The sequence below is a fragment of the Actinomyces faecalis genome (assembly GCF_013184985.2).
In the GTDB taxonomy this organism is placed as follows: Bacteria; Actinomycetota; Actinomycetes; order Actinomycetales; family Actinomycetaceae; genus Actinomyces; species Actinomyces faecalis.
Genome location: NZ_CP063418.1, coordinates 536,043 through 561,041 on the forward strand (window position 1 = coordinate 536,043; position 24,999 = coordinate 561,041).

General features: G+C 66.8%; 23 protein-coding genes and 2 pseudogenes. 13 read left to right on the forward strand and 12 right to left on the reverse strand.

Going from position 1 to position 24,999, the window contains the following annotated elements; genetic code table 11:
- Positions 1-4 precede the first annotated feature (4 nt).
- Positions 5-463 carry a hypothetical protein gene (locus tag HRL51_RS02140; protein ID WP_172192281.1) on the forward strand — a complete coding sequence of 153 codons (459 nt, stop codon included), beginning with the start codon at positions 5-7 and terminating at the stop codon, positions 461-463.
- A gap of 38 nt (positions 464-501) precedes the next feature.
- On the opposite strand, the pseudogene HRL51_RS02145 reads toward HRL51_RS02140, so the two are convergent.
- Together HRL51_RS02145 and HRL51_RS02150 are read right to left on the reverse strand one after the other, a co-directional pair.
- Positions 502-729: pseudogene (locus HRL51_RS02145) on the reverse strand (Txe/YoeB family addiction module toxin); the annotation flags it as partial.
- 43 nt (positions 730-772) lie between these two features.
- Positions 773-1,039: a type II toxin-antitoxin system RelB/DinJ family antitoxin gene (locus HRL51_RS02150; protein WP_172192283.1), complete on the reverse strand. Its 267-nt coding sequence runs from the start codon at positions 1,037-1,039 to the stop codon at positions 773-775.
- Between the two features lie 450 nt (positions 1,040-1,489).
- Here HRL51_RS02150 and HRL51_RS02155 point away from each other — a divergent pair, with 450 nt between their 5' ends.
- From HRL51_RS02155 to HRL51_RS02180, 5 genes are all read left to right on the forward strand, one after another.
- Complete coding sequence (locus HRL51_RS02155) at positions 1,490-1,903, forward strand: hypothetical protein (RefSeq protein WP_172192285.1); 414 nt, start codon at positions 1,490-1,492, stop codon at positions 1,901-1,903.
- Between the two features lie 2 nt (positions 1,904-1,905).
- The gene (locus tag HRL51_RS02160; protein WP_172192287.1) at positions 1,906-2,049 is read left to right on the forward strand and encodes a hypothetical protein; all 144 of its coding nucleotides are present in this window, start codon (positions 1,906-1,908) and stop codon (positions 2,047-2,049) included.
- On the forward strand, positions 2,037-2,195 hold the full coding sequence (locus HRL51_RS02165) for a hypothetical protein (protein ID WP_172192289.1): 159 nt from the start codon (positions 2,037-2,039) through the stop codon (positions 2,193-2,195). Before HRL51_RS02160 ends, HRL51_RS02165 begins: the two co-directional genes overlap by 13 nt.
- A 198-nt stretch (positions 2,196-2,393) precedes the next feature.
- Positions 2,394-2,783 carry a DUF8175 domain-containg protein gene (locus tag HRL51_RS02170; RefSeq protein WP_483396374.1) on the forward strand — a complete coding sequence of 130 codons (390 nt, stop codon included), beginning with the start codon at positions 2,394-2,396 and terminating at the stop codon, positions 2,781-2,783.
- Between the two features lie 303 nt (positions 2,784-3,086).
- Positions 3,087-3,605, forward strand: coding sequence for a hypothetical protein (locus tag HRL51_RS02180; RefSeq protein ID WP_194256533.1), 519 nt, complete (start codon positions 3,087-3,089; stop codon positions 3,603-3,605).
- Positions 3,606-4,212: 607 nt separating this feature from the next.
- Here HRL51_RS02180 and HRL51_RS02185 read toward each other — a convergent pair.
- Both HRL51_RS02185 and HRL51_RS02190 read right to left on the reverse strand, forming a co-directional pair.
- The gene (locus HRL51_RS02185) at positions 4,213-4,602 is read right to left on the reverse strand and encodes a hypothetical protein (protein ID WP_172192295.1); all 390 of its coding nucleotides are present in this window, start codon (positions 4,600-4,602) and stop codon (positions 4,213-4,215) included.
- 2,442 nt (positions 4,603-7,044) lie between these two features.
- Positions 7,045-7,527, reverse strand: a complete 483-nt coding sequence (locus tag HRL51_RS02190; protein WP_172192297.1) for a hypothetical protein — start codon at positions 7,525-7,527, stop codon at positions 7,045-7,047.
- A gap of 690 nt (positions 7,528-8,217) precedes the next feature.
- On the opposite strand from HRL51_RS02190, the gene HRL51_RS02195 reads away from it, so the two are divergent.
- The 7 genes and pseudogenes from HRL51_RS02195 (at position 8,218) to HRL51_RS02220 (ending at position 12,512) form a co-directional block, all read left to right on the forward strand.
- Complete coding sequence (locus HRL51_RS02195; protein ID WP_172192299.1) at positions 8,218-8,811, forward strand: hypothetical protein; 594 nt, start codon at positions 8,218-8,220, stop codon at positions 8,809-8,811.
- 283 nt (positions 8,812-9,094) lie between these two features.
- Positions 9,095-9,322 (forward strand): ribbon-helix-helix protein, CopG family, encoded by a 228-nt coding sequence (locus tag HRL51_RS02200; RefSeq protein ID WP_244960217.1) that lies wholly within the window; start codon positions 9,095-9,097, stop codon positions 9,320-9,322.
- Positions 9,319-9,558, forward strand: coding sequence for a toxin (locus HRL51_RS02205; protein WP_172192303.1), 240 nt, complete (start codon positions 9,319-9,321; stop codon positions 9,556-9,558). Before HRL51_RS02200 ends, HRL51_RS02205 begins: the two co-directional genes overlap by 4 nt.
- A 374-nt stretch (positions 9,559-9,932) precedes the next feature.
- Complete coding sequence (locus HRL51_RS02210; RefSeq protein WP_172192305.1) at positions 9,933-10,397, forward strand: relaxase domain-containing protein; 465 nt, start codon at positions 9,933-9,935, stop codon at positions 10,395-10,397.
- A gap of 202 nt (positions 10,398-10,599) precedes the next feature.
- Positions 10,600-10,911, forward strand: a pseudogene (locus tag HRL51_RS11970) (relaxase domain-containing protein); the annotation flags it as partial.
- Positions 10,912-10,962: 51 nt separating this feature from the next.
- Positions 10,963-11,787, forward strand: coding sequence for an AAA family ATPase (locus tag HRL51_RS11975; protein WP_425321748.1), 825 nt, complete (start codon positions 10,963-10,965; stop codon positions 11,785-11,787).
- Between the two features lie 83 nt (positions 11,788-11,870).
- Positions 11,871-12,512, forward strand: coding sequence for a hypothetical protein (locus tag HRL51_RS02220; RefSeq protein WP_172192309.1), 642 nt, complete (start codon positions 11,871-11,873; stop codon positions 12,510-12,512).
- 464 nt (positions 12,513-12,976) lie between these two features.
- Here the strand turns inward: HRL51_RS02220 and HRL51_RS02225 are convergent, their stop codons facing one another.
- The 8 genes from HRL51_RS02225 to HRL51_RS02260 all read right to left on the reverse strand — a co-directional run bounded on the left by HRL51_RS02225 (position 12,977) and on the right by HRL51_RS02260 (position 24,968).
- Positions 12,977-13,840, reverse strand: coding sequence for an undecaprenyl-diphosphate phosphatase (locus HRL51_RS02225; protein ID WP_172192311.1), 864 nt, complete (start codon positions 13,838-13,840; stop codon positions 12,977-12,979).
- 165 nt (positions 13,841-14,005) lie between these two features.
- Complete coding sequence (gene hisN / locus HRL51_RS02230) at positions 14,006-14,833, reverse strand: histidinol-phosphatase (protein WP_172119717.1); 828 nt, start codon at positions 14,831-14,833, stop codon at positions 14,006-14,008.
- The gene (modB, locus tag HRL51_RS02235; protein WP_244960218.1) at positions 14,830-16,917 is read right to left on the reverse strand and encodes a molybdate ABC transporter permease subunit; all 2,088 of its coding nucleotides are present in this window, start codon (positions 16,915-16,917) and stop codon (positions 14,830-14,832) included. The genes hisN and modB overlap by 4 nt, the downstream gene beginning before the upstream one ends.
- Positions 16,918-17,021: 104 nt before the next feature.
- Positions 17,022-17,852, reverse strand: coding sequence for a molybdate ABC transporter substrate-binding protein (gene modA / locus HRL51_RS02240; RefSeq protein WP_172119716.1), 831 nt, complete (start codon positions 17,850-17,852; stop codon positions 17,022-17,024).
- A 165-nt stretch (positions 17,853-18,017) separates the two neighbouring features.
- The gene (gene narI, locus HRL51_RS02245) at positions 18,018-18,812 is read right to left on the reverse strand and encodes a respiratory nitrate reductase subunit gamma (protein WP_172119715.1); all 795 of its coding nucleotides are present in this window, start codon (positions 18,810-18,812) and stop codon (positions 18,018-18,020) included.
- Positions 18,809-19,528: a nitrate reductase molybdenum cofactor assembly chaperone gene (narJ, locus tag HRL51_RS02250; protein ID WP_172119714.1), complete on the reverse strand. Its 720-nt coding sequence runs from the start codon at positions 19,526-19,528 to the stop codon at positions 18,809-18,811. The genes narI and narJ overlap by 4 nt, the downstream gene beginning before the upstream one ends.
- Positions 19,525-21,186, reverse strand: a complete 1,662-nt coding sequence (gene narH / locus HRL51_RS02255; RefSeq protein WP_172119713.1) for a nitrate reductase subunit beta — start codon at positions 21,184-21,186, stop codon at positions 19,525-19,527. Before narH ends, narJ begins: the two co-directional genes overlap by 4 nt.
- A complete protein-coding gene (locus tag HRL51_RS02260; RefSeq protein WP_218957643.1) occupies positions 21,186-24,968 on the reverse strand; it encodes a nitrate reductase subunit alpha in 3,783 nt (1,260 codons plus the stop codon). Before HRL51_RS02260 ends, narH begins: the two co-directional genes overlap by 1 nt.
- Positions 24,969-24,999: the final 31 nt, after the last annotated feature.

Genomic DNA, 24,999 nt, shown 5'->3' on the forward strand with positions numbered 1-24,999 from the left:
AATCTTGTACGCCTGGCTCCCGACCGGGGCCCAGGCGCGGAACCTACAGGTCACGGACCCGGTCGAGGTCACCGACCCGCTGCTCATGCCCGAGCAGGGGGCGCGGCCGGGCCACGGTGAGAGCGAGCCCCGGTTCGGGCTCGACGACTTCGGGGGCGTACTGGACGCCCTGGTGCAGGCACTGATCACGGCGGGCATGGATGAGACCCTCGCCTGGGCGGGGACCGTACGCCTGGTCGAGGTAGCCATGGTGGTTGCCTCGCGCCGGCACACCGCAGCAGCCATCGACCCACGCCTGGCTGACCTGGGAGTGCCACCGGCGTGTACCAGGGCCTGGATGACCCTGCTGGTCGGCTCCCGGACACGTACCACCAGCAGTGTCCTGGCGTTGGACGAGCACGCCCTGGGACAGCGGGCCGCCGAGGTGGTTCAGCTCCTGGAGCAGCCGGCCGAGGCAGCCTGACCCGAGGACGACGCGGGAGGAGGAGCTGGTGTGGAGGATCAGCTGTAGTGCCCCATGCAGGCGAGGATGATGATGGTGTCCTGACGGACCTGGTAGACGAGGCGGTTGGCCTTGTCAATGCGCCGGCTCCACAGGCCCGTCAGATTCCCTCGCAGCGGCTCGGGAGCGCCGGTGCCTTCGAAGGGGTGGCGCATGGTCTCGCGAATGAGCGCGTTGATCTTGCGCAGGGTCTTCCTGTCTTGCTGCTGCCAGGCCAGGTAGTCGTCCCAGGCTGCCTGGGCTCATGCCAGCGTCCGGTCCGCCACCGCGTCACTCCTCGATGAGGGCGTGGTCGGACAGAGGCAGGCGTCCAGCGTCCAGCTCGGCCTTCAGGTGCTCCAGGTGGGCGATATTGGCGGGGTGGTAGAACGGGTCGGCGGTGATCTCGAAGGGGATGCGGCGTTCCATAGCGATCTTGCGCATGTACACCGTCAGGGCAGTCGTCATGGTCAGGCCCATCTCTCGCACGACCTCCTCGACCTGGGCCTTCAGGTCAGGGTCGACCTTGAAGTTGACATTGACGGTGCGTGTTGTCATGCGATCACCTCTCCTTCGTCGCGAATTGTAAAGCGTCCGCACCTCATTGTAAAGAACATGCGGGTGCTAGCTCTCCATGGGGTGTGGAGCGCGCGGGTGTGATTCAGACGTCAAACTGAGACGTGATTGGAGACATATTTGTCTGGGTGCAAATTCTGCACCCTGGTAAATGTGAGTGCGGTCATATGTTCTGTGTGGGGGTGTCCCCTGTGGCCTGGATGGGGGCGGGGTGGTTGGCTCGAGGCTGATTCGCTCTATGGAGGGAGGTGGCCGGTGTGGGCGTCGGTGTAGGAGGTGGCAGCTAGCGGATAGGAGCGTGATCGTGTGGCTGGCTGACCGTCGAGAGTGACGGCCCACCGGTGGCTGATCTGGACGTGCACGGCGCTTCTCCGCTGCCGGCTGGGTGGTGTGCGCACCTAGCACGTGAAGGGTGAGAGGAGGCAGCGGCTGATGAGCGAGAGCCCCTGGCTGATCCCGCCGCCGCGTGCCGTGGCGCAGGCGGTGCCTGAGAGCGCGCCGGTGGTGTGGAGCCCTGGCACGGTCACTGGCGTGCAGGGCGAGGGGACGGCCGTGTCGCTGCGGGCGGTGGCGCGTGGCGGAGTGTGGGTGGTGGGGGCGCACGGCGGGGCTGGCACCACGACCGTGGCGCGCCTGCTGGGGGTGGTGTGGGTAGCTGACGCTCCGGGTCGGCTGCCCAGGGTGCTGCGTGAGCAGCTGGCTCTGGCGAGCGGTGCCTACCCGGCCTCCTGGTGCCTGCCGTGGGTGGGTGCATGGCGGCTCGCGCCTGCGTGGGACCAGCCGGTGCCACGAGAGATCTCCCGGGTGCTGCACAGCGTGCTCGGATACCGAGAGGACAACCCATGACCATGATGAGTACGTACGGCCTGCGGGCTGGGCTTCCTGCTATCGATGTCAACCCGATCGCGCCCCCTGGGGTGGCAGACATGTTCTCCACCGTCCTGGTCTGCCTGATGTGGGCCGGGGCATCTGTGCGGTGGTGGCACTGCTGACCGGTGGTGCGGCGATCACGCTCAACGCCTTTGGACGTGGCGGGGACCATGCGGAGCGGATTGCCTCCGTGATGGGCACGGTATTCGTGGGTGTGGTGATCCTGGGGTCTGCGGCCGCGGTCGGCTCGGCGCTGACAGGGGTGTGACATGGACGCGCACAGGGGTGAGCGTGAGGTGAGTGTGTTTGCGCGCTGGCCGTTTATCGCCTGTGCCTTGCTGCTGGCCGCGGTGCTGGTGGGCGGGGTGGGCCTGGTTGCGACCCGCACGGGTGGGACAGGCCAGGCTGAGGCGCCCGCGGTGGTGGCCTCCCTGCCGCCAGCCCCTGGGGGTGTCAGTGAGTCGGTGTGCGGGATGGGCCCGGGGGGGGGCTGACTGACGGGGTACCCCGCTGCTACGCCCGCTCGCCCCGGGGTGCGGTGGCGGCGGCAGCGGCGTGGATGAAGTGGATGAGCTTGCGCCAGCAGGCTGATACCGCCACCCAGGTGCTGCTGGCTCCTGGCGGTGACCGGGACCGGCTCCTGGAGGAGGTCGGGAGTGCATGGGACGGGTCGACGAGCGAGGCGATGACGGTGTGGGGCTACACCGCCCAGGTCCGGGGAACGGATGAGGTGCTGGTGACGATCGCCGCCTACCAGGCCAGTAACCCGTCGCTGGTGGTGTCCTGGCCGCTGGTCATGGTGTGGGTCGAGGGGACTGGAAGGTCGATCCTCCGGCGAACGAGGACTGGGGCATGAGACGCCTGGAGGACCCAGCGGCGGCAGGGCTCGTGCCCTGGCCGGTGTGAGAGCAAAGGAAGGCGGTGGGTAGGCAGTGGCTGACGGACAGTGCACGTGGTACGACGTGACCTGTCACCTAGGGGACGCTGCCTCCGCGGTGGTGTCCCAGGGCGTGGCAGACGTGGTGCGGGTGTGGGCACAGTCCATCCTGGAGGGACTGGACTGTGCCCTGTAGACGCTGGGCACCTACTGGGTGAGCGTGCCGACGGCGGGGCTGGAGGGAGCCAGGTCGACTGTGGCCTGCGCAAGATCGTGCGCGGTATGGTGCTGCTGGTCCTCGTGTCGGGCTCAGCCATCGCGGTCACCCAGACCGTGGTCGATATCGGGGACGAGTTCTCCACGTGGATCATTGAGCAGGCCAATGAGGGTGGTGGCTCTTTCGCCGCCAGGCTGCTGACCTTGGAGACGATGACGGGCAGCTTTGCCATGATCATCATGATCGTGCTGGGTCTGGTGGCCCTGGTTGCGCTGGTGAGCTTCCTGGTGCCGGTGGCCGCGGTGATGGGGTCGGGCGGTGGTGCAGGTGCTGTGGCCGGTGGCGCGGCCGCGACGGGCGCGATGAGCGTGGCCCGTATGAGTGGTGGTGGAGCAGCCGCGGCCAGCGGGGCAGACAGCGCACCCGCAAGCTCCTCGCCCGCGGCCAGCGGCTGTGGCTGTGCCTGGTCGGTGGTCGAGGGTCCTGCATCCTGGTGCGTTGTGGTGGTCATAGCGCGTGGGAGGAGCGGTGGGTCTGCGTCAGGGGCTGGAGGCGGGGCGGGTGCTGCTCCGGTGTGGCTGTGAGGGTGGACAGGTTGGGGGTGCCTCCAGCCAGAGCGGCGGTGCTGCGTGTCCTGTTAGCGGCTGGGGCATCAGGGACGAGCCCCTCCATGGTTGCCTTCGCCGGCTGACCGTGGACCCAGAACTCGTAGCGGGTCTCCTGGCCGTGGGCGTCATAGTGGGTGACGGCTGGGCCGTGCTCACTGTGTAGCTGACCATCGCGCAGCCTCTCCTCGCGGCGTATCACACCGTCGGTGGCGTACTAGCGGCAGGTCACCTCACCGTCGGTATAGAACAGGCGGCCGGTGAGCTGCGGAGACCCTGACTGCGCGGGTCAAGGCTGCTGAGACCCCGCAGCTGGTGGAGTAGATCGGCCGCCTGGCCCGAGTGTGGGAAAACTCTCCCTAGTGCTTAGGATCCGAGCGCTCAAGCCTGTGTAACAGGTACAAGGCTGGGAGAAGGAGCAACATCGCTGTTCCGCCTACCGCCTCGGCCGTCGCTGACTCATGGGTGAACATGAGGATGAAGGACCAGATGAACAGGCCTGTCAGCACTATGAAAAGGGCTGTGAGCAGGGACTGCGCCAGGCGCTTCTTTGGACTCATGACGTGTCTTCTCCGGGCGGCTGTTTCTACTGGGCCTCTCGGAGGCCGTTCTCCCAGCACGACAGTGCGCCGTACAGGACTATCGCACTTCCTAGGGTCGTTGCGATGGCGAGCCGTACCTTGGTCTGAATGTGTGTCTTATAGACATTCCACGTGAGCCCGTTGTATGCGGCGTTCTTTCCAGCCTCTCTGGCCAGCTGGCACCCGCCCCAGAGCGAGCCGACAATAACCGCCACCATTCCTGCAACCGCGGCTGGGGTCATCCTGTCCTCTCCCGCTTCCATCTCTTCGTTGAGGATGATGGCGAGCTCCTCTGCGCTGGAGATATCAGAATCGGGAAGATAGGCGTCGAAGGCGAGGGGGTCTACCTTGTACCTCCTGGTGGACGGATTGAACTTGATGACGTCGTTGAACAAGTGGTGGATGCTTCGCATTGCTGCTTTGCGCTGCTGCTCCGAGGGAGTGGCGGGGCACGCTGTCGTGTCGGCGTGGGCTTGACCGCTGACGAGGCTTAAGGACAGGGCTCCGATTCCGCTCCCTGCTGTCGTCAGGAAAGCCTGGCGCGAGATACGGTGGGCATGGGTGCACCTCCTCATCGATTTGTTATGTAAATCACAATGATAGTGCTGAGGTGTGAGTATGTCCACACTGCTGTCAGTGGTGATGACCGTGGCCCTGGGCTAGGCCTCGCCCACATCGGTAAAGGCGAAGACCTCCATGCCCTCGATATGCACTTGTGTGCGCCTGTCCCGCGTCAGTGGATCAAGTAGATCATCCCGCGCTGACTCCTGCGAACGGACTCGAAAGAGTCTCGGTCCGTTCCCCTCGCCAGCGCTAGCTATTAGTCCGGCACCATGAGTGAGCTCTGGATCATCAGGCAACAGGGGCGGAACATCATCTCCACCGCAACTGGCCCGGCTGCGGTACCACCAACGAGACGACGGGCAGCGGCGATAAGTTCGTCGTCCATAGGCACGGCGAGGACGCTACGGAAACTTCGGGCCAGTCAATGAAGTGACCGGTGTCAATCATGACAGTCAGCGGGATATGTTCGGGAGCGAAGCTGAGCCGTGGTGCCAGGCGCAGGTCGAGGCGGATATCGGAATCGCGCTGGATACACCTGCCTAGTTCGAACTTGACCCCAGCCTTCAACAATGTCACGGGTAGATCTAGAGGTATGAGGCAGCCACACAACCAGTGCTTGCGTTCTTTTGGCCGCCCACTGATTGTCGGTGGAACGCGCAAGCCGGGCGACCGGACGCTGTATGACCCACACAGGCTGCGGGCTGGCGAGGGCGTCAGTGGGGATGCGTCCCTTGCGCGACTGAAGAGCAGATTATGTGGCGCTGCCGTCCTTGAACGGCAGTTGCGTGGATCACGCTGCGGCCTCAAAGTAGGCGATGGAGACTGCTACGGCGCATGGGCCGATGGATTCAAGGACACGGTCCACAATCCAGCTGTTGTCCTCGACGAGGAAATCCATTCAGCCGACTCGGCGCTCACCATCCATGATAACTGCGTCCAGGTCGCGTGTTGTGCGCTCAAGACTAGTCACTGGCAGGCCGTCAATGACTGTCAGGTCAGATGGCTGAGAGCGGTCGTGTGGAGGTGTACGCGATAAATCTGTTGCAGCGTGGTCAGGTGCATCTCCTTAGGAAACGTGGTGCAGCCGTGGAGTTCGGCTGCGCTGAAGCGGGTCGCCGCCTCGTAGGAGGCGACCCGCTTCAGGGGAGGTAGTCTCCACCGTGAAAGCGTTGCGGGTTTGGGCTGAGGGCCAGGGTCTCCTGGCCGAGGTGGTCCCCGGCCGCCGTGGCATCTACGCCCCCGCTCGCACGAATCGCGTCGATCGGGCCGACGGCACGGTGGTTTGGGTCAGCTGATGCGGCGATCCGTGTCCTCCTGCTGCCCGAGGAGGCATACGAGGCGGCCATGGTTGCGGCGGCCTGTGGGCAAAAATGACCCCTCCCCGGAGAGGGCTATAGATGCTCCCCGCGCGCACGCGCGAAAGGCCTCCATCCCTTGCTCGGAGCCGCTTCGCGGCTCTGAATCAATTGCGCAGTGCCTGGCGGCTCTGCGGCCGGGCCAGACCCTCCCAGCAGATCGCTACCGGTCGTGGTGGGCCAGGCGCACTACGAGAAGCTAGGACGCGGACGTGGTCGCTTTAGCCCGTCTTCCTGCCGAAATTGCGCCGGTTCCGCGCCAGACTACGGATCGCTGGATCGCGTACGAGATCCGCGATTTCGTAAGTGCAGGCTGGACGCTTAGCGATGTCCTCCATGCGCTCGATCACTGGCCTGATGGCACCGCCTGGGCGATGACGACTCGCTCATTGCAGCACGTCCACCACTGACTCCGCTTCCGCCTCCAGCACTGGACCGACCCGCAGGGGAAGCCTCTGCCGTCGCGCTCCCAGGTGGCGCAGCGCCAACATGCGTGAGACCTGGCTGCTATCGCCGCTGATCGGGCCGCGCGGCGGCCACGCCGGTGCCGCACCGAGATGCTGCCACACATGATCCAGTCTCAGTGCGCTCTCCTGGCCTGCGCCAGCACACCAGCACACCGCCATCCAGCAACGCCTCCAGAGAACTGGAGGCCGAAGTCACCACAGGCCTGGATGTCAAGAAATTCGCTCAGTAGTCCTCAATTTCTTAAAAATGACTTTTGTTATCCGAATGCTTGCTATGGCTATAACGGAAACTCCGATACCCTTGTGTATGTTGACGGAAGCGTAGTTTTCCGTAAGTAGTTCCGGGACTATAAGACTAAAAGCGAGGGCTATTAAAACAATTGAAATTAGCGCCCCGGTTGCAGCGAAAACTTTCATACGTCGATTGGTGCTGTGCATGGGGTACTCTTTTCTATCCGAAGGGGTTGCACACAGGAGGCCCTACGAAAGCGTGGTGAATGTATGACCATCCGTCTGAATGCATGCACAGATTGGCATACGCAACAACAACTCCTGCAATTATGGGACCAGCCTCAGGAATGAGAGCCGTTAGTGCGGCGCCTCCGTTGATCTTGTTCACGAGCCATTGATCGATCTGATACTCATAGCCCCACCAGTGGGCAATTACATGAAAATGGCTTGTGTTGATAATGGGGACCTTGAAAGCGCGGGTTTCGGCAATGGTGGTGGCGGATCCTGGGGGCGAAGTTAAATCGCCTGCATACGTTAGGTCGCCTGCATAGGCTAAATCGCCCTTTGTGATGCGCTGTGCAACATTGTTCCAATGTTCCGTCAGAAGGCGAAGACCTTCTGGCGGGACAGATTTCATTACTTCCTCAGGTGCATTTAGTACATATCCGGAGGGCGTTGCCTCGATGTACTTCTCGAGGACCACGAATGACTGTTCTGATACTTGAGATGAGATCTGAGAGGATTGCGTCCCGCTGGGTGTGTATGTAGAGGCGGCGGCTACGGGGCTTGTCGTAAAGGCGAAGATGCAGGCGCGGCGCCGACGGTGATGCGACGGAAAAGAGTTGTGTTCATAGAGTCAATTATGATGTCGGTCACACGCGGTGTCAATAGTTGTTAGCCTTGGTTCTGGGGGGGGGCTCGGCCCGCTGTGGGTCTACATCAGAGGGACCTCTAGGTGGTGGGTGGAACTCTTCTGGGTTGATCTCGACAGATCCTGAGGGTGGGCCCTGTGGGCGATCTGGCGTGTCGGCGGCGTTCTGTGGGCATCTCTAAGGGGGCCCTAGTGAGCGGGTCGCATGGGCCGCGGACCTGCGCGCCATCGCCAGGCCGCCCACCAAAGGGGTGAGCGCAGACGATAGGGAGGCTGCGCGACCCATGGCCGAAGAGCTGACACACTGAATTATTTTCGTTATACGATATTGGTATACCGGTGCGAATGACTGACGAGCGCCTCCAGGCACTGGAGACCGAGGCTACCGCTACGTGAGCCATCCGCACCCACGCCATCACCGAAGTAGCAATGTCACCCAGGACCTATTGTGATCACCGGCACATGTGATGTAGGATGCTTCTACGAATCCCGTCCCACCTCTCTTCCCGAAAAATTGTTGCCGTGATAAAGACCCCCGTTTTCAGATCATTGTCCGCGTTCCTTGTGGTCGGCTGCATGGCAGCGTCCGCTGCAGTGCCCGCAGAAGCAGCACCTGTTCCCAGCTCGTCGGTCAGCGTTAACACGCAGGAGGCAGCACCAGAGGTGACACCTTCTCAATTCATTGAGGGGCTCGACCAACTCGTGGATGCAGGGAAGATCAAGTTGCTGTCTAGCCAGGTCACCCTTGCCTCAACCATCCGAAGGTACGCAGTTCTGTCACCTGAGGATGACTCGCCGATCCTCTCCTTCGAGACTCAGATCCCACGGTATGCGCCCCGTATTGGAGGGGCGATGTGGGGGTGGCAACCGGTCATCACGTTCAACCAGACTGACCAGAAGGCTATTAAGACCAGCGGTGCGGCAGCAGTTACCGCGATGGCTGCTGCCGCTGCCGCCCTTCTTGCTGAGACGGTCGTAGGAAGTTTGATCTCCGCCGGTGTGATCGCCGCTGTCGGTGGAGCTGCGAGCGTGTATGTCGGAAAGAATGGGATCTGTCCGAGGAGTCGTCCCACTCTGCAGGTCGGCACGGTTACGCTAGATGCGAGGTGTGTATGAGAGGTCCTCGTGAGGGTTTGGGTGTCAAAATAATCGCCTTCGGTGCTGCGGCCCTCGTCGTGTTCATTGTCTGCGGTCTCGTCCTTGTCGCGCTTGGAGTTGAGGCGTCGACAGTGGCCTTCATTGAGGTTGTTGTGGCCTGTGTGCTCGGCACCATGTTCGGTAGGTGGCTCCGCGTCCGTTCAAGGTAGGTGCCGTCTAGGCCTGTCCTGATTTGTCTGGGTAGGCCTAAAAAGTGGCGTGCCAACCATTTTCGTTATACGAAATTGGCATGCCGGTGCGAATGACTGACGAGCAGCTGCAGGCCTGGACCGCCGAGGCTGAAGCGGGCTACGACGTGGCCGCGCTCAAGCGTCGTGGCCGCGGCCGTCCTGGGCGGGGTGCCAGCCCGTCTCAGGTGATCGCCGTGCGCCTGATAGACGATGAAATCGAGATTCTGGATCGCATGGCCGCGACCCAGAATCTGACCCGCTCCGAGGCCCTGCGCCGCGCCCTGATGAGCGCCGCGTGAGGATCATCGACTCTGCCCGAAAACACGGGATCAGCGACAACGCGATTCAGGCTGCCTCCTGGCCCGCATGGGTCGAACCCCTCGATGAGAAGGGCGAGCAGTGGCGGGAACTGCGCCTCGGTTTCGACACCAAAGCCCGGCTCCTGGAGATGGTCGTGGTGTGCGCATCTGACGGTGACGAGGTTCTGATTCACGCGATGAAGGCGCGCCCGAAGTACATCGACCTGCTGCCCTAAGACAACGGGGCGGGGTTGCCTGCCGTCAGGGCCGATGGGGCTCGGCGGGAGGCTTCCCGCCTGGGAACCTCTGGCTGCCGCCTAGCACCCCATCGGAACGCGGGACCGCCCACAGGTAGGTCCTCAGCCGGGGGCGGTGTGCCTGGCTGAACCGGCAGCGTCCCCGATCTGCTCACCTCGGGGACTGCACTTGCCACACAGGTCCGCACGACGGGTGTCATGCCCTGTCGTGCGGACCTGGCGAACCTGGTAAACCCCTCCCGCACGCGCGGACGGACCACAACAAGCCCGCATGGGCTACTTTTGTACTGGGCAATGGCAATTCCTTCGGAATTGGGGTCGTGCGTCGCCTATCGCTCGGAAGGAGGTTGGCTGTGGCGCTGTCTGTTAGGCCGCTTTATGCGAATGGGGCGGGGTCTGTTCGTGATGCGTTGCGCTACCTGTCTGAGTGTGAGCATGGCGGTCAGGAAGCCGGTGGTGTGGAGCGTGGCCTGGACTATCTGGAGGAGGACGGGCATGCCACACCGGCTATGCGTGTGGTGGGGGTGTCGGACCAGACGCAGGCGTTCTTGGAGGAGCGTCTGGGGGTGGCCTCTGGTGAGGCTCTGACAGCGGATCAGGTGGCTCGCCTGTTTGGGGCGGAGGGGCAGACTCACCCGCTGGCTCCTGGAAGTGATGAGCGTTTGGGGCGTGCGTTTGAGCGCACGATGGCGGGCAAGCACGTGCGCCAGTCGTTGCGGGGGCAGCAGATGGTCTTCTCGGCTCCTAAGAGTGTGTCTGTGATGGCTGAGAGCTCGGATGAGGCGGTGCGGGGCACGATTGAGAGGGCTCATCGTTAGGCCATGGACGTGGCGTTGGAGTATCTGGCGCAGCAGCCCAGTGCTCGGGTGACGGTGGACGGGGTGACTCGTTCGGTGGCGGCAGATGGGCTGGTGGCTGTCTCCTACGGTCACCAGGCGGCGCGGCCGGTTGATGGGGTGGCGGACCGCGCTTGCATGACCATGTGCTGGTGTCCTCGCGTGTGCATGCGGTGGGAAGTGGCGCACGGTTGATAACAGGGACTGGAACATTGACAGTGTTCGGCGTGTCTATGAGGCGAGTTTGCGGCGCACTCTGACGCGTGATCTGGGTGTGTCCTGGCAGGTCGTGGGGGATACCGGTAGCGCGGAGTTGGCGGGGTGGACTGAGCAGGCTCATCGGGAGTTTTCCCGTCGCACTGACGGTATCGCTGAGCGTGAGCGTCAGATGAGGGACGCTGACCCGCTGCTGAGTGCGCGCAGGGCGCATGAGCAGGCAAGGGTGGACACTCGCGAGGACAAGGTTGCTGGTTCTCAGCAGGTGCGTCGGCAGGTGAACGTGGAGCGGGCGCGTGCGCTGGGTGTGGAGGACCTGGGGCGTGCCTCGGTGACGATTGAGCAAGCAGATATTGCCCCGAGTCCGTCCACGCTCCTTAGTGCTGTTACGGCGGAGCAGGCGACCTTTACCCATGATGATCTGGTGGGGATGGCGGCCACGATGCTGCCTAGCGACGGTGACCCTGCGACCCTGATGCAGGAGGCGCAGGACTTGGCGGCTAAGGCGCGGAGCCTGGCGGTGTCCATGGAGGGAGCCGCTACGCAGGTGACCACTGCTCAGGCTGATAGGGATGCGGTTACGGGCGTGCCGGTTGGTGAGCGGAAGAGCGCTGTCCGGTACACCACCGGGGAGGTTCTCGACGAGTCCAGGGCCATCCTGCGAGGGGGAAGTGAGGACCTGGGGGACAGTGGAGCGGCGGCTTACCTGGACGCGTCGAGATTGTCAGGTGAGCAGGCTCAGGCGGCCGAGCACCTGGCTCGGGGGTGCAGGCGGGTTAGCGTCATGGAGGCGGCCGCAGGCACTGGGAAGACTCACACGCTTAGCGCTGTGTCTGACGCGTATCGGGCCGCAGGGTGGGAGGTGTTCGGTCTGGCACCGTCGGGCCGTGCGGCCGCCCAACTGCGTGATGAGGGCGTGGCCGGTGAGGCCACTACCTTGCACAGTGCGGTAGCCAGGATCGAGGCAGGGAATGCGCCGTGGACGCGGGATGATGGGCGGCATCGAGTCGTTATCGTGGACGAGGCTGGCATGGCCTCGGCCCAGCACTTGCGATCTCTCATTGACTCCACGCGCGGGACTACCACCCGGCTTGTGCTGGTGGGTGACTCGCGGCAACTGGGGGGCGGTCAAGAGTCGCGGAGGTGCTTTCAGTGAGCTGTCTCGGGACCTGGGGGCGGCCGACATCCGCCAGGTCTATCGGCAGCAGGACGCCGGGGAGCGGGCAGCCACCATGGCCTATGCACGACGGCCGGGCGCAGGAGGCTGCTTCCTGGTACGTGGGCAATGACCGCATAACCATGGGTAACCGTGTTGGTGTGGTCGAGGAGGCGGCCAGGCGATACATGGATGATGAGGCCCAAGGGCTGACATCGGTTGTCGTCGCCTCGGACTCGCGCACTGTCGGGGACGTTAACCACGCGGTGCAGCAGGCTCGCGTGGCGGACATGAACCCGGAGGAGATCGGTCCGGGACTGTCGATGAGAGGCAGCGACCCCTCCCGCCCTGAGACGGCGCACATTGGGGACCTCATCGTGACCCGACGCAACGATAAGACGCTGCGAACTAGCGCCGGTGACAGCGTGCTCAACGGCCACCGCTGGCGCGTGACGGCAGTAAGTAAGCAGGGGGCGACGGTGGAAAGCGTGGGGCGTGACGGCGTTCCTGCCACTGTTGTCCTCCCCTCCTCCTATCTGGCTCAGCACGCGCACCTGGGGTACGCGGTCATCATCCACACCTCGCAGGGTGGGACATGGGACAGGGCCCACGCCATCATTGACGCCGACCGCACAGGCTCAGCCTCCGCCTATGTCGGGGCCACTCGTGGGCGACGCACAGACATCCTGATCGTCACAGACGGAGTGATGGGGCGCGGGGGGTGACGTCACGCAACCCGCGTTCATTACGGACGAGGCCGAGCACCAGCGGGTCCTCGTCGGGGCGATCCGTCGAGAGGACCCCACCCGTTCAGTGTGGGACGTGTCCCGAGCAGCCGTGCGGGAACCTGCGGAGCGTGAGCGTGCCTCCGGGCTGAGGCCTCAGCAGCGGCGCCAGGCGCTACGTACTGCACCTGCCCAGGTCGTCACCGACGCTGAAAGCACCCGAGGCCGCGCGGCCCAAACCTCACAGCAGCAGACCCTGCCATCGCGTCGTCCCGCTAGTGCTCTCCGTCCAGGGCAGACGCAGACGCCTCCAGGAGCATCACCCATGCAGACAACACGACTTCCGCTAATCCCCGAGGGGCTGGGTGCGGCTCAGATCGCCCGCATGGGCATGGATGCCGCAACCTACGCCCGGAGGTCCGGGGCTCGCCGTCGTCGCAGCGGGGACGGACGGCGTCGTGTCCTCAGGGCGCGACGGTGCCGGTGGCTACCAGGATGATGATGACCAGGCCCAGTGCCACGCGGTAGACGAGGAAGCTGGTGAACTTGTTGGAGGAGACGAAGCGCAGCAGCCAGGCGATCGTGGCGTAGGCGACCACGCCGCTGGTCACGGTGGCCAGGGCGGTAGGCAGCCAGCCGACCTGGGCCGAGATGTCTGAGGCCGCGGTGACCGCCTCCAGCAGGCCGGCGGCCACCAGCGCCGGGATCCCCATGTAGAAGGACAGCCTCGTGGCCGTCACCCGGTCGAAGCGCAGGAACAGGCCGGCCGAGATCGTGGCTCCTGAGCGGGAGATACCCGGGAAGATCGGTGCCAGCGCCTGGAAGAGGCCGATGACGAGCGCGTCCTTGACCCCGACCTGCTCCATCCCCTGACCGTTCGTGGCGTGAGCCGCGCCGTCGGGAGCGTCGGAACGGCGGTCGGCCAGCCACATGACCGCGCTCCACGCGATGAGGGCGCCTGCGATCACCCACAGGGAGCGGGAGGTGACCTCGATGAAGTCCTTGAAGGCCAGGCCGATCACGGCCACCGGGACCGAGCCCAGGATGATGCCCCAGCCCAGGGTGTAGTCCGGGTCGTTGCGACGGTCAGGACGGGTCAGGCCCGTCAGCCAGGCCCGGACGATCCGCACGATGTCGCGCCAGAAGAAGATGACCGCTGCCAGGATGGCCCCGACCTGGATGACCGCGGTGAAGGCCGTCATCCCGACGGTGTTGATGTCGTAGCCGAGCAGCTTCTCCACGATGTTGAGGTGGCCGGTCGAGGAGACCGGAAGGAACTCGGTGATGCCCTCGACGATGCCGAGGATGACGGCGTGCAGCCAGTTCATGACGCTCCCAGCGCTAGGCGGTACGGCTACGAGGGTACCGGCCAAGGCCCGCTCACCGGCTGAGGAAGGCAGTGGCGCCCACCTCACGCCTGGCCACGTGCCTAGCCGGCGGCGCTCCGGCCGGTCATGCCAGGCCTGGCTACGACGTCGGAGCGCGGGGCCCTGTCACTGCGGGTCGGTCACCTCGGACAGAGCAGCCAGGGCCTCAGCGTGCAGCAGGCCGTTGGAGGCGACGGCGCTGCCTCCCCACGGCCCCTCCTGCCCGCTGAGCGAGGTGAAGCGACCACCGGCCTCGGTGACGATCGGTACGAGCGCTCCCATGTCGTACAGCTCCAGCTCCGGCTCTGCCGCGAGATCGACCGCGCCCTCGGCCACGAGCATGTAGGACCAGAAGTCCCCGTAGGCCCGGGTCCGCCAGCACGACTGCATGAGGCCGAGCATCCCGCGCAGACGTCCCTGCTCCGCCCACCCTGACAGCGAGGAGTAGGACATGGAGGCGTCGGACATCTCCGAGACCGAGGACACGTGCAGGCGCTGTGCGGAGGACAAGGACCTCCCGCTCCAGGCCCCGCCGTCCTTGACCGCCCACCAGCGTCTGCCGAGAGCCGGTGCCGAGACGAGACCGAGGACGACCTCGTCGTCCTCCACCAGGCTCAGCAGCGTGGCCCACACGGGCACGCCACGCACAAAGCTCTTGGTGCCGTCGATGGGGTCGATGATCCACTGACGCGGTGAGTGCCCGGTGGTGCCGAATTCCTCGCCGTACACCGAGTCACGGGTACGAGCCCGAGCCAGGTACTCACGGATGCGCTGCTCGGCCTCGCGGTCCGCCTCAGTGACCGGGGTCAGGTCAGGCTTGGTCTCGACCTCAAAGTCCTGGCGCTCGAAGTGCGCCTGCGTGAGAGGGTCGACCTGGTCCGCGATGGTGTGCGCCAGGTAGAGGTCGTCACGCCAGCGGCGCGAGCCAGGGGAGGGCGCGGAGGATGGGCTCATGGTCTGAGGGTAGCGGTGCCCTGGTGCCGCTGCGCCCGTACCGGCTCGTCGTCGAGGGCCGTCCGTGCCAGCGGGGGACCGGGGCGCGACGGGGCGGCAGCGGGAAGGACACGGACCTGGACGGCCTTGACGACGGCGGCCAGTTCCGCACCGACCTCGATCCCGAGGTCAGCCACGGCCCCGGCGGTCACGACAGCGGACAGCTGCTGGGCCGGCCCAGGTTCCTGGCTGACGAGCGTGAGCCGCACGGTTACCAGCGCCCCGGTCCGTTCCAGCCCGCTGACACGTACCGGCAGGTGGTTACGGGGTGAGCCCTCCGGGCCTTTCTGCCCGCGTGGGTACAGGCCGACGGCGTCCGGTGGTACGAGCGCCACACCGGCTGAGCCACGCTGGGGCTGCCAGCCCTCCTGAGGGCGACCTGTCAGCCGCAGGCCGCCTCCGAGGTGCAGCACGGGAGCCGCGCTGTCCCCGTCGACCGTGCCGGCTAGTACAGCCGTACCCGTCAGGCTCCTGGCAAAGACGGATCGTGGGCAGGACAGGACCTCGGCGACGGTGCCGGTCTCGACCACGCCGCCCTCCTCCAGGACGACGACGTCGCTCGCCAGCGAGGTCAGGTCCAGCACGTCGTGGGTCACCAGGACCAGGGTCAGGCCCTCGGCAGCCACCCGCTGACCGACCAGGGCGCGTACCTGGGTGCGGGCCTCGACGTCGAGGGCGGCCATGGGCTCGTCCAGGACGAGGACGGCCGGACGGGTCGCCAGGGCCCGGGCCAGCGCCACACGCGCGGCCTGGCCACCTGACAGCTCGCTGCCGGCGCGGTCGGCCAGGTGCACCGCGCCAGCTGCCTCCAGCTCGCGCAGGGCCAGCGCCCGTGCCTGGCGACGCGACATCCCCCGGCAACGAGGTCCGAAGGCCACGTTGTCCAGCACGGACATGTGGGTGAAGATCCCGGGTGACTGGGCCAGCAGCGCGACGTCGCGGCGTCCAGCGGGGACGAGGACCCCGTCCCCGTCCAGGAGACGGCCGCCGACGCGTACCTGCCCGTCCTCCGCAGGGAGCAGGCCGGTCAGGACCGCGCAGGCGGTGGACTTGCCTGAGCCGTTGGGGCCGATGATCGCCGTCGCCCCACCAGCCGGCACCGCCAGGTCGACAGTGACACCGCGCTCGCGGAGACTGAAGGACAGGTCCACCTGCTGGCCGCGCGGCGTGCCGTGGCCGTCCCTGTGCAGGCTCAGAGGCTGACAGGCTAGTCCGTTGCCGTCGGCCGCAGGGGGCGTGGCCGCCTTCTGAGCGGGCCCGGAGGAGGACCGGGCCGGGCGGGTGGAGAAGCGGCGTCGGGCCAGCAGGTGGTTCCAGGGCAGGTTGGTCACCCCGACCACGACGAAGGACAGGGCGATGAGAACCACCGCGAGCGCCAGGGCGGTGGCGGTGTCGTTCTCGCGCTCGAGGTAGATAGCCAGCGGCATCGTGCGGGTCACCCCCTCCTTCGATCCCGCGAAGGCGATCGTGGCTCCGAACTCGCCGAGGCTGCGTCCCAGGGCCAGGGCCGTGCCGCGTGCCAGGGCCGGGGCCACCAGCGGCAGGGTGATGCGGGTCAGGACCGTCCAGGGCCCGGCTCCCAGGGTCCGTGCGACGGTCTCCTCATGGGTGTCGCGCGAGCGCAGGGCGGCCTCCAGGGTGACCACGAGGTAGGGCATGGCCACGAAGACCTGGGCGATGACGACGGCGGCCGTGGTGAAGGAGACCTGGAGACCGAGTCGGTCCAGGACGGGTCCGAGCACGCCGCGCTTGCCCAGCGTCGCCAGCAGGGCGATACCGGCCACCACCGGAGGCATGGTCATCGGCAGGACCGCCAGGACCCGGGCCAGGTGCACGCCGGGCCAGGGCCGGGCCAGGACCAGGGCCGTGGGTACACCGAGCACCACGCTGACGAGCGTGGCGACCAGGCAGGTGCGCAGGGACAGGCCGAGGGCTGCTCGAGCGGTTTCCGATCCCAGCAGCGCGGGCAGGTCGGCCCAGGCCACGCGCGTGCCCAGACCTGCCAGAGGCAGCACGATGACAGCCCCGCCCAGCAGGGCCAGCACGAGGACGGCGACTGGCAGCCGGCTGTGGTCTGCGCCAGACGGCCGAGCACGGCGTGCGCGGGCGGACCGGCTTATTCGGGGGGCAGAGGCCAGGGGCACCCGGATCACTCGGCCCCGGGAGCACCAAAGCCGTAGGTGTCCTGAAGGATCCTCTGGCCTTCCTCGGACAGGATGAAGGTGACAAAGGCCTGCGCAGCCCCGGTGTTGGTGGAGTCCTTGGTGATGGCGATCGGGTAGTGGTTGACCACTGAGTTGCTGGGGAGTGCGATGGTCATGACCCTGTCAGCGGCGCCGGCGGCATCGGTGGTGTAGACGATGCCGACGTCAGCCTCGCCAGACTCGACCTTGCCGCGCACGTCGGTGACCTTCTGCTCTTCCGAGACTGGGTTGAGGCTCACGCCGAGCTCGGTGGCCAGCTTTGCGGTGGCTTCGCCGCAGGGTACGGCAGGGGCGCACACGACTAGGTCAGCGCCCTCCAGCGAGCTGTCTAGGCCCGTGACGCCGGCTGGGTTGCCAGCGGGCACGATGAGGGTGAGCACATTGGTGGCGAACTCGGTCGAGGCTGCCACGAGGTGCTGCTCGGTGGCCTTCTTCATGGTGGAGCTGGAGGCGGTGGCCAGCACGTCAGCCGTGCTGCCCTCGGCTAGGGCTGTGACGAGGTCCTGGGAGCCCTGGAAGTCAAAGGTGATCGATACCTGCGGGTGGTGCTCCGTGAAGTGAGTGGCCAGCTCCGTGAAGGCCTCCTGCAAGGAAGCAGCGGCGAAGACCGTCAGCTCACCGGACAGCGGGCCGGCTGAGGTCTGGGAAGTGCCTGCGGTGCCGGTGGGGACCTGCGAGGGGGAGGTGGAGCCAGACCCGCAACCGGCCAGCGCAGCGGCGGCCGCCAGGGCCAGGGCGGGTGCGGTGGCCATGATGGTGCGGCGTGAGATGCGCATGACGTTCCTTTCAGGACGAGGAGGATTGTGGGGAGTAGTCCGCACGGCCCCTGCCCCGCCACTATTCCCCGGGCCCCGCCGTGCTCCTAGCCAGGCGGCAGGGACGACGGCGCCACCGCCAGTGTAGGAGAGAACATTCAGCGCGGTGCGTGCCGTCAGCGGTCCTCAGGCGCCTTGGGAGGGGGCGGCGTCGTCCTCGCCCTGGTTGCCAGTGCCCTGGGTGACGACTGGATGCCAGCCGTGGCGGTGGGCTGAGGCTGTGGGAGCGGCGCTGCGTGAGCGGTAGACCACATCGGGACGGGTCACGTAACCCACCGGTGCTGAGACCACGTGGACCAACCGGGTGAAGGGCCAGATCGCGAAGAGCAGGAACCCTGCCACGATGTGGGCCTTGAACACGGCTGGCACCTGTGCCATGAGAGAGGGGTCTGGCTGGAGAGTGAAGATCGAGCGGAACCAGGGGCTGATCGTCTCGCGGTAGTCGTAGCCACCGTGCAGCCCCCCGGTCAGCTGGGTGGAGACCGTCGCCCAGGCGCCCAGCAGGATCGGGACAGACAGCAGGAGGTACATGACCTTGTCGTTGGTGGTCGTGGCCAGACGGACCGACTTCACGACCAGGCGACGGTAGAGCAGCCCGGCCAGGCCCACCACCGTCATCAGCCCCGCGATCGTGCCCGGGATGACGGCGGCCAGGTGGTAGACGTGCTCCGGGACCCCGGCTGCCTCGGTCCACGACTTGGGGACCAGCAGCCCCATGACGTGACCAGCTCCCACGAGCAGGATCCCAACGTGGAACAGTGGTGAGGCCCAGCGCAGGATCGCTGACTCATTCCACTGCGAGGAGCGGCTGGTCCAGCCGAGCTGGTCAGTGCGGTAGCGCCACACGAGCCCGACCACGAGCAGGATGAGGCAGACATAGGGCAGCGCTGTCCACAGGACAGCGGACTCAAAGGTGCTCATGCGCGTTCCTTCTGCTCGCTGGCAACGGGTTGGCCGGCCGGTTGGGCTGCTGGCACGGTGGGGTAGCGGACGGGGGTGGTGGGGAAGGGCAGTGTGCTGGTGACCCCGACGGTCTCGGTGGGCGGACCGGCGGCGACCAGGGCGCGCACGCGCTCAGCGGTGGCCTGGTCGATCTCGGGCAGGGTCAGGCACACCGCCTCCACGAGGCCGGCGTAGGGGCTAGATGCCTGGGTCAGCGCGGTGCGCAGCACCTCCAGGCCCTCGCGGTGGGAGGACAGCAGCACCTGAGCGATCTCATCTCCCTCGGAGCGTGCCGAGAGCTCGAGCACCACCGGCAGGTAGTCCGGCAGCTCATCCGCCGCCATCTCGTAGCCTGCGGCGGACAGCGCCTCCTTGAAGGCCAGGATCGCGGCGCCGCGGTGCCGGGTGTCCCCGACGGCGTAGTAGCTCAGGTACAGGCAGCACCGCCGACGCTGGTCGAAGGTCGCCACGTAGTGCTCAGCCATGGCCCGCTGACCGCGCCCGCGGGCGGTGGCCACGAAGGCTGCCAGAGGCTCCCGCACGGCAGCCGGAAGGTCCGGCTGGGCCTGTAGAGCCTGCTCGACGGCGGCCAGGCGGGTAGCGAAAACATCCTCACCCGGGTAGTCCAGCAGCAGCGAGGCGGCCATGTGCACCGTCGCCCGCTGGTGGTCGGTCAGGGCGTCCACGGTCCTCATCGCCCCTGGCCTGAGGACGTCGCCGCAGGAGTCCCTGCCGGAGCGCCTCCGGGCACGCTCCCAGGGCCGGCAGCCGGAACCGGCTCACGGCGCAGCGTGGGCAGAGGGAGGCTGACCGGACCGCCCCTGCTGGTGTCTGAGCTGCACCCGCCCTCGGCCTGGCCGTGGAAGGAGGCCACCGAGTGGCAGGCAGCCGGGGCGCCGTCGCCCAGCAGCGTGCGCACGTCCGGTCCCATGGCCTGCATCCCACGGGGGACCTCGGGAGAGGTGGTGGGGATGACGTAACGGTCGTCGTACTTGGCGATGGCCAGCAGGTGGTACATCGCCTCCAGGTGCCCGCCGGTGACCCCCACGGCAGCGGCGATCTGCGGGTCGGGAGTACGCCCCAGGTTCACCTCCCGCATGTGGCAGCGCATGGCAGCGAGCCTGCGCAGCGAGAGCTCGACGGGGTTGGTGTCCCCGGCGGTGAAGAGCCCCGCCAGATACTCCAGCGGAATGCGCATGTCCGCCACCGCCGCCAGCAGCACGCGGTGGTCCTCAGCGTCCATGCCGGTGGCAGCGACCTCGTCGACCACGGGGGACAGCGGCGGGATGTACCAGACCATCGGCATGGTGCGGTACTCCGGGTGCAGGGGCAGGGCCACCTCGTAGGTCTGGATGAGGTCCCACAGCGGGGACTGCTGAGCGGCCGTGATCCAGGAGGCGGGTACCCCCTCAGCCCGGGCTGCCGCCACGACCTCGGGGTCATGGGGGTCCAGGAGGATCTCACGCTGGGCCATGTACAGGTCCTGAGGGTCCTCCACAGCCGCGGCCTGGGAGACCCGGTCGGCGTCGTAGAGCAGCACACCGAGGTAGCGCAGCCGCCCCACGCAGGTCTGCGAGCACACGGTGGGCTCGCCGGCCTCCAGGCGCGGGTAGCACAGCGTGCACTTCTCCGCCTTGCCGGTGGCGTGGTTGAAGTAGACCTTCTTGTAGGGGCAGGCGGACACGCACATGCGCCATCCGCGGCAGGCGTCCTGGTCGACCAGCACAATCCCGTCCTCGCTGCGCTTGTACATCGCCCCGCTGGGGCAGGCGGCGACGCAGGTGGGGTTGAGGCAGTGCTCGCAGATGCGCGGCAGGTAGAACATGAAGGCCTGGTCGATCTCGGTGCGGACCTTCTGGTTCATCCCAGCCAGCACGGGGTCCTCGGCCAGGGTCTCCATGGAGCCGCCCAGGTCGTCATCCCAGTTGGGGCCCCAGGAGATGGTCGGCATGTACTCGCCCGTCAGCTGGCTCTTGGCCCGTGCCACCGGCAGGGCGGCAGCGTCCTTGGGAGCGGACAGCAGCTTGTCGTACTCGTACGTCCACGGCTCGTAGTAGTCCTCGACCCCGGGCATCTGGGGGTTGGCGAAGATCGTGGCCAGCTTGCGCAGCCGCCCGCCTCCACGCGGGACCAGACGCCCGTTCGCCTTGCGGACCCAGCCGCCCTTCCACTTGTCCTGGTCCTCCCACGAGCGGGGGTAGCCCACGCCCGGGCGCGTCTCGACGTTGTTGAACCACATGTACTCCGTGCCCTCGCGGTTGGTCCACGCCTGCTTGCAGGTCACCGAGCAGGTGTGGCACCCGATGCACTTGTCGAGGTTCATGATCATGCCGATCTGAGCCATCACCTTCATCAGAAGGTCACCTCCTGGTTGGAGCGGCGGCGGATGACCGTGACCTCGTCACGGTTGTTGCCGGTAGGGCCGATGTAGTTGAAGGCGTAGGACAGCTGGGCGTACCCGCCGGCGAAGTGCGAGGGCTTGAGGACGATCCGCGTCAGCGAGTTGTGCGTGCCTCCCCGCCTGCCGGTGGACTCGGTCAGCGGGGTGTTCATCGTGCGTTCCTGGGCGTGGTACATGAAGACCGTGCCCTGCGGGATACGGTGGGAGACGATGGCGCGCGCGGCGACGACGCCGTTGCGGTTGTAGGCCTCGACCCACTCGTTGTCCCTGACGCCGATGGTCTCGGCGTCCTGCGGGCTCATCCAGATCGTCTGGCCCCCACGCCCCAGGGTGAGCATGTGGAGGTTGTCGTAGTACTGGGAGTGGATGGCCCACTTGTTGTGCGCGGTGATGTAGCGCACGGCCACCTGCGCCTCACCCGCCTGCGTGGAGCTGACCGTGCCAGGCGCCTGCTCGCCGTAGAGCGTGGCGAAGTCCAGCGGCGGGCGGAAGACCGGCAGGGACTCGCCCATGTCCCGCATCCAGTCGTGGTCCAGGTAGTAGTGCATCCGGCCCGTGAGCGTGTGCCAGGGCTTGGCGTGCTCGACGTTGACGACGAAGGCGCTGTAGCGGCGGCCCCCGTGCTCCGACCCCGACCACTCGGGCGTGGTGATGACGGGCTGGGGGCGGCTCTGGGTCTGGGCGAAGGTCACCTGCTTGCCGGCCTCCTCCTCGCTCAGGCTGGCCAGCTCGGTGCCCGTGCGCCGGGAGAGGGTCTGCCAGCCCTGGGTCGCCAGGCGGCCGTTGGTGGCGCCGGACATGTGCATCACGGCGTCCCCGGCCTTGATGGGGGTGTCGATGAGCGGACGCCCCTGCCCGGCGCCCTCACCCGTGCCGTGGGCCCGGCGAAGCGCCTCGATCTCCTTGTCCGGCACCAGCATGATCCCCTTGGTGGGGATGCCGGGGGACTCCACGAGCGGGCCCACGGTGTTGAACTTGTTGAGCAGCTCGGTGTAGTCACGCTCAACGGGAACGAGCTTGGGCATGGTGACGCCAGGCACCCACTCCTGAGGCAGCCCGGACACGTCCCCGTGGGGCATCGTCATGGCGTCAGGGGTGTCGTGGGTCAGAGGCGCGGCCACGACGTCGGTCTGGGTGCCCAGATACTGCGGCGCCCACTCAGCCACCATGCGCGCCAGCTGCTGGTAGATGTCGAAGTCGGTGCGCGCCTCCCACGGGGGCGTGATGGCCTCGTTGAAGGAGTGGATGAACGGGTGCATGTCCGTGGTGGACAGGTCGTACTTCTCGTACCAGGTGGCCGCCGGCAGCACGACGTCGGAGTGCAGCGTGGTGGAGGTCGTGCGGAAGTCTGCGGTCCACATGAGGTCGAGCTTGCCCTGAGGGGCCTGCTCACGCCAGGTCATCGAGACCGGGCGCTGGCCCTGGGGGGTCTCCTCGGCACTGACGTCATTGTCCGCACCCACCATGTGGCGCAGGAAGAACTCCGTCCCCTTAGCCGAGGAGCCCAGCAGGTTGGTGCGCCAGGAGGCCAGGATCCGAGGGAAGTTCTCCTCAGCGTCCGGGTCCTCGCAGGCAAAGCGCAGCTCGCCGCGCTCAAGCTGGTCGACGACGTAGTCCGCCGGGTCCATCCCGGCTTCCTTGGCCTGCTGGCCTAGCAGCAGGGGATTGCGGTTGAAGGTGGGGTAGGAGGGGGCCCATCCCCGCTTCATCGCCTCCACCATCGTGTCCGCGGTGGTCTTGCCAGCCAGGCTGCCCGGCCCTAGCGGGGAGGCCAGGCGCTCGGCCGGAGTGCTGTCATAACGCCACTGGTCAGTGGTCAGGTACCAAAAGCCCGTGGAGATCATCTGCCGCGCCGGACGCACCCAGTCCAGGGCGAAGGCGAACTGGGACCAGCCGGCGATCGGGCGCACCTTCTCCTGGCCCACGTAGTGGGCCCAGCCCCCGCCATTGACACCCTGCGTCGCGCACATCGAGGTCAGCGCCAGGATCGTGCGGTAGATCTCGTCGGCGTGGTAGTAGTGGTTGATCCCGGCGCCCATGACGATCTGGGAGCGGCCACCCGAGTCGATGGAGTTCTGCGCAAACTCCCGCGCCACCCGGATCATGGCCGGCCCAGACACCCCGGTGAGCTCGCTGGCCCACGCCGGGGTGCCGGGAGACGTGGCGTCCTGGTAGTCCGCCGGCCACTGACCGGGCAGTCCCGGGCGGGACACGCCGTAGCTGGCCAGCAGCAGGTCGTAGACCGTGGTCACCATCCGCCCGTCGGGCAGGCGCGTGGCCGGCACGCCACGGCGCAGGACCCCACCGCCCACACTTCCAGCCGGGGTGGCGGAGCTGGGTAGGTCGAAGCGCGGCAGCAGCACCTCCACAGGCTCAACGACAGCGCCCTGGGCTCCGCCGTCGCAGACCTCCAGCATGCTCATGACCGGGTCCACGCCCTCCATGAGCAGGTTCCAGCGGCCCTCGCCCTCGGGGGTGAAGCGGTCAGCCAGCGTCCCGCCCGGGTCGGCCGGACCGCGCTCGCGGTCCCACACCAGCGGACGGAACTCGTTGCGTGTGGCCTCCTGGCTGGCGGAGCCGGGCACGGTGTCCGCCGTGACGAAGCGCCCTGGGACGTAGCCGTCGCCCTGGCCGTGGGCCTCAAGCTCGATGAGGAAGGGGGAGTCGGTGTGCCGGCGCATGTAGTCCAGGAAGAAGGGCTCAGCCCTGCCCACGTGGAACTCCTTGAGGATGACGTGGCCCATGGCCATCCCCAGTGCCCCGTCCGTGCCAGGGGCCACGCGCAGCCACTGGTCGGCGAACTTGGTGTTGTCGGCGTAGTCGGGGGAGACCGCGACGACCTTCTGGCCGTGGTAGCGCGCCTCGGTCATGAAGTGGGCGTCAGGCGTGCGCGTCAGCGGCAGGTTGGACCCCCACATGATGAGGTACTGGGAGTTGTACCAGTCGCCAGCCTCGGGCACGTCGGTCTGGTCCCCGAAGACCTGCGGGGAGGCAGGTGGCAGGTCCGCGTACCAGTCGTAGAAGGACAGCATGGTGCCGCCGATGAGCTCGTGGAAGCGGGCTCCGGCGCCGTAGGAGACCATGGACATGGCTGGGATGACGGAGAAGCCGGCACAGCGGTCCGGTCCCCAGGTGCGGATGGTGTGGACGTAGGCCGCGGCGACGATGTCCATGGCCTCGTCCCAGCCCACACGCACCATCCCGCCCTTGCCGCGGGCGGACTTGTAGGCCCGTGAGGTGGCCGGGTCGCTGGTGACCTCGGCCCAGGCGGCGACGGCGTCGCCGTCGTGGCGCTGGCGCGCGGCGCGGAAGGCGTCCAGCAGGACCGAGCGGACGTAGGGGTAGCGGATGCGCGTGGGGGAGTAGGTGTACCAGGAGAAGGCGGCGCCGCGCGGGCAGCCGCGAGGCTCGTACTCCGGCATGTCGGGGCCGGTGGTGGGGTAGTCGGTCACCTGCTTCTCCCAGGTGATGACGCCGTCGGTCACGTAGACCTCCCAGGCGCACGAGCCGGTGCAGTTGACGCCGTGGGTGGAGTGGACCATCTTGTCGTGGCTCCAGCGACGGCGGTAGAAGGTGTCCGCCTCGCGCCCGCCCTCCAGGAACAGACGGCGCGCGTCCCTCGACGGCGTGCCGCGGCGCAGGTAGGAGCCGAGCGTGAACAGGCCGGGCACGGACTGGACCGGGGTCTCGGGCCCGGGAACGATCGGCTCGTGGGAGTCGGGGGAGGAAGCCATCTCAGGTCCTTTGTGTGAGGTCGTGCGGAAA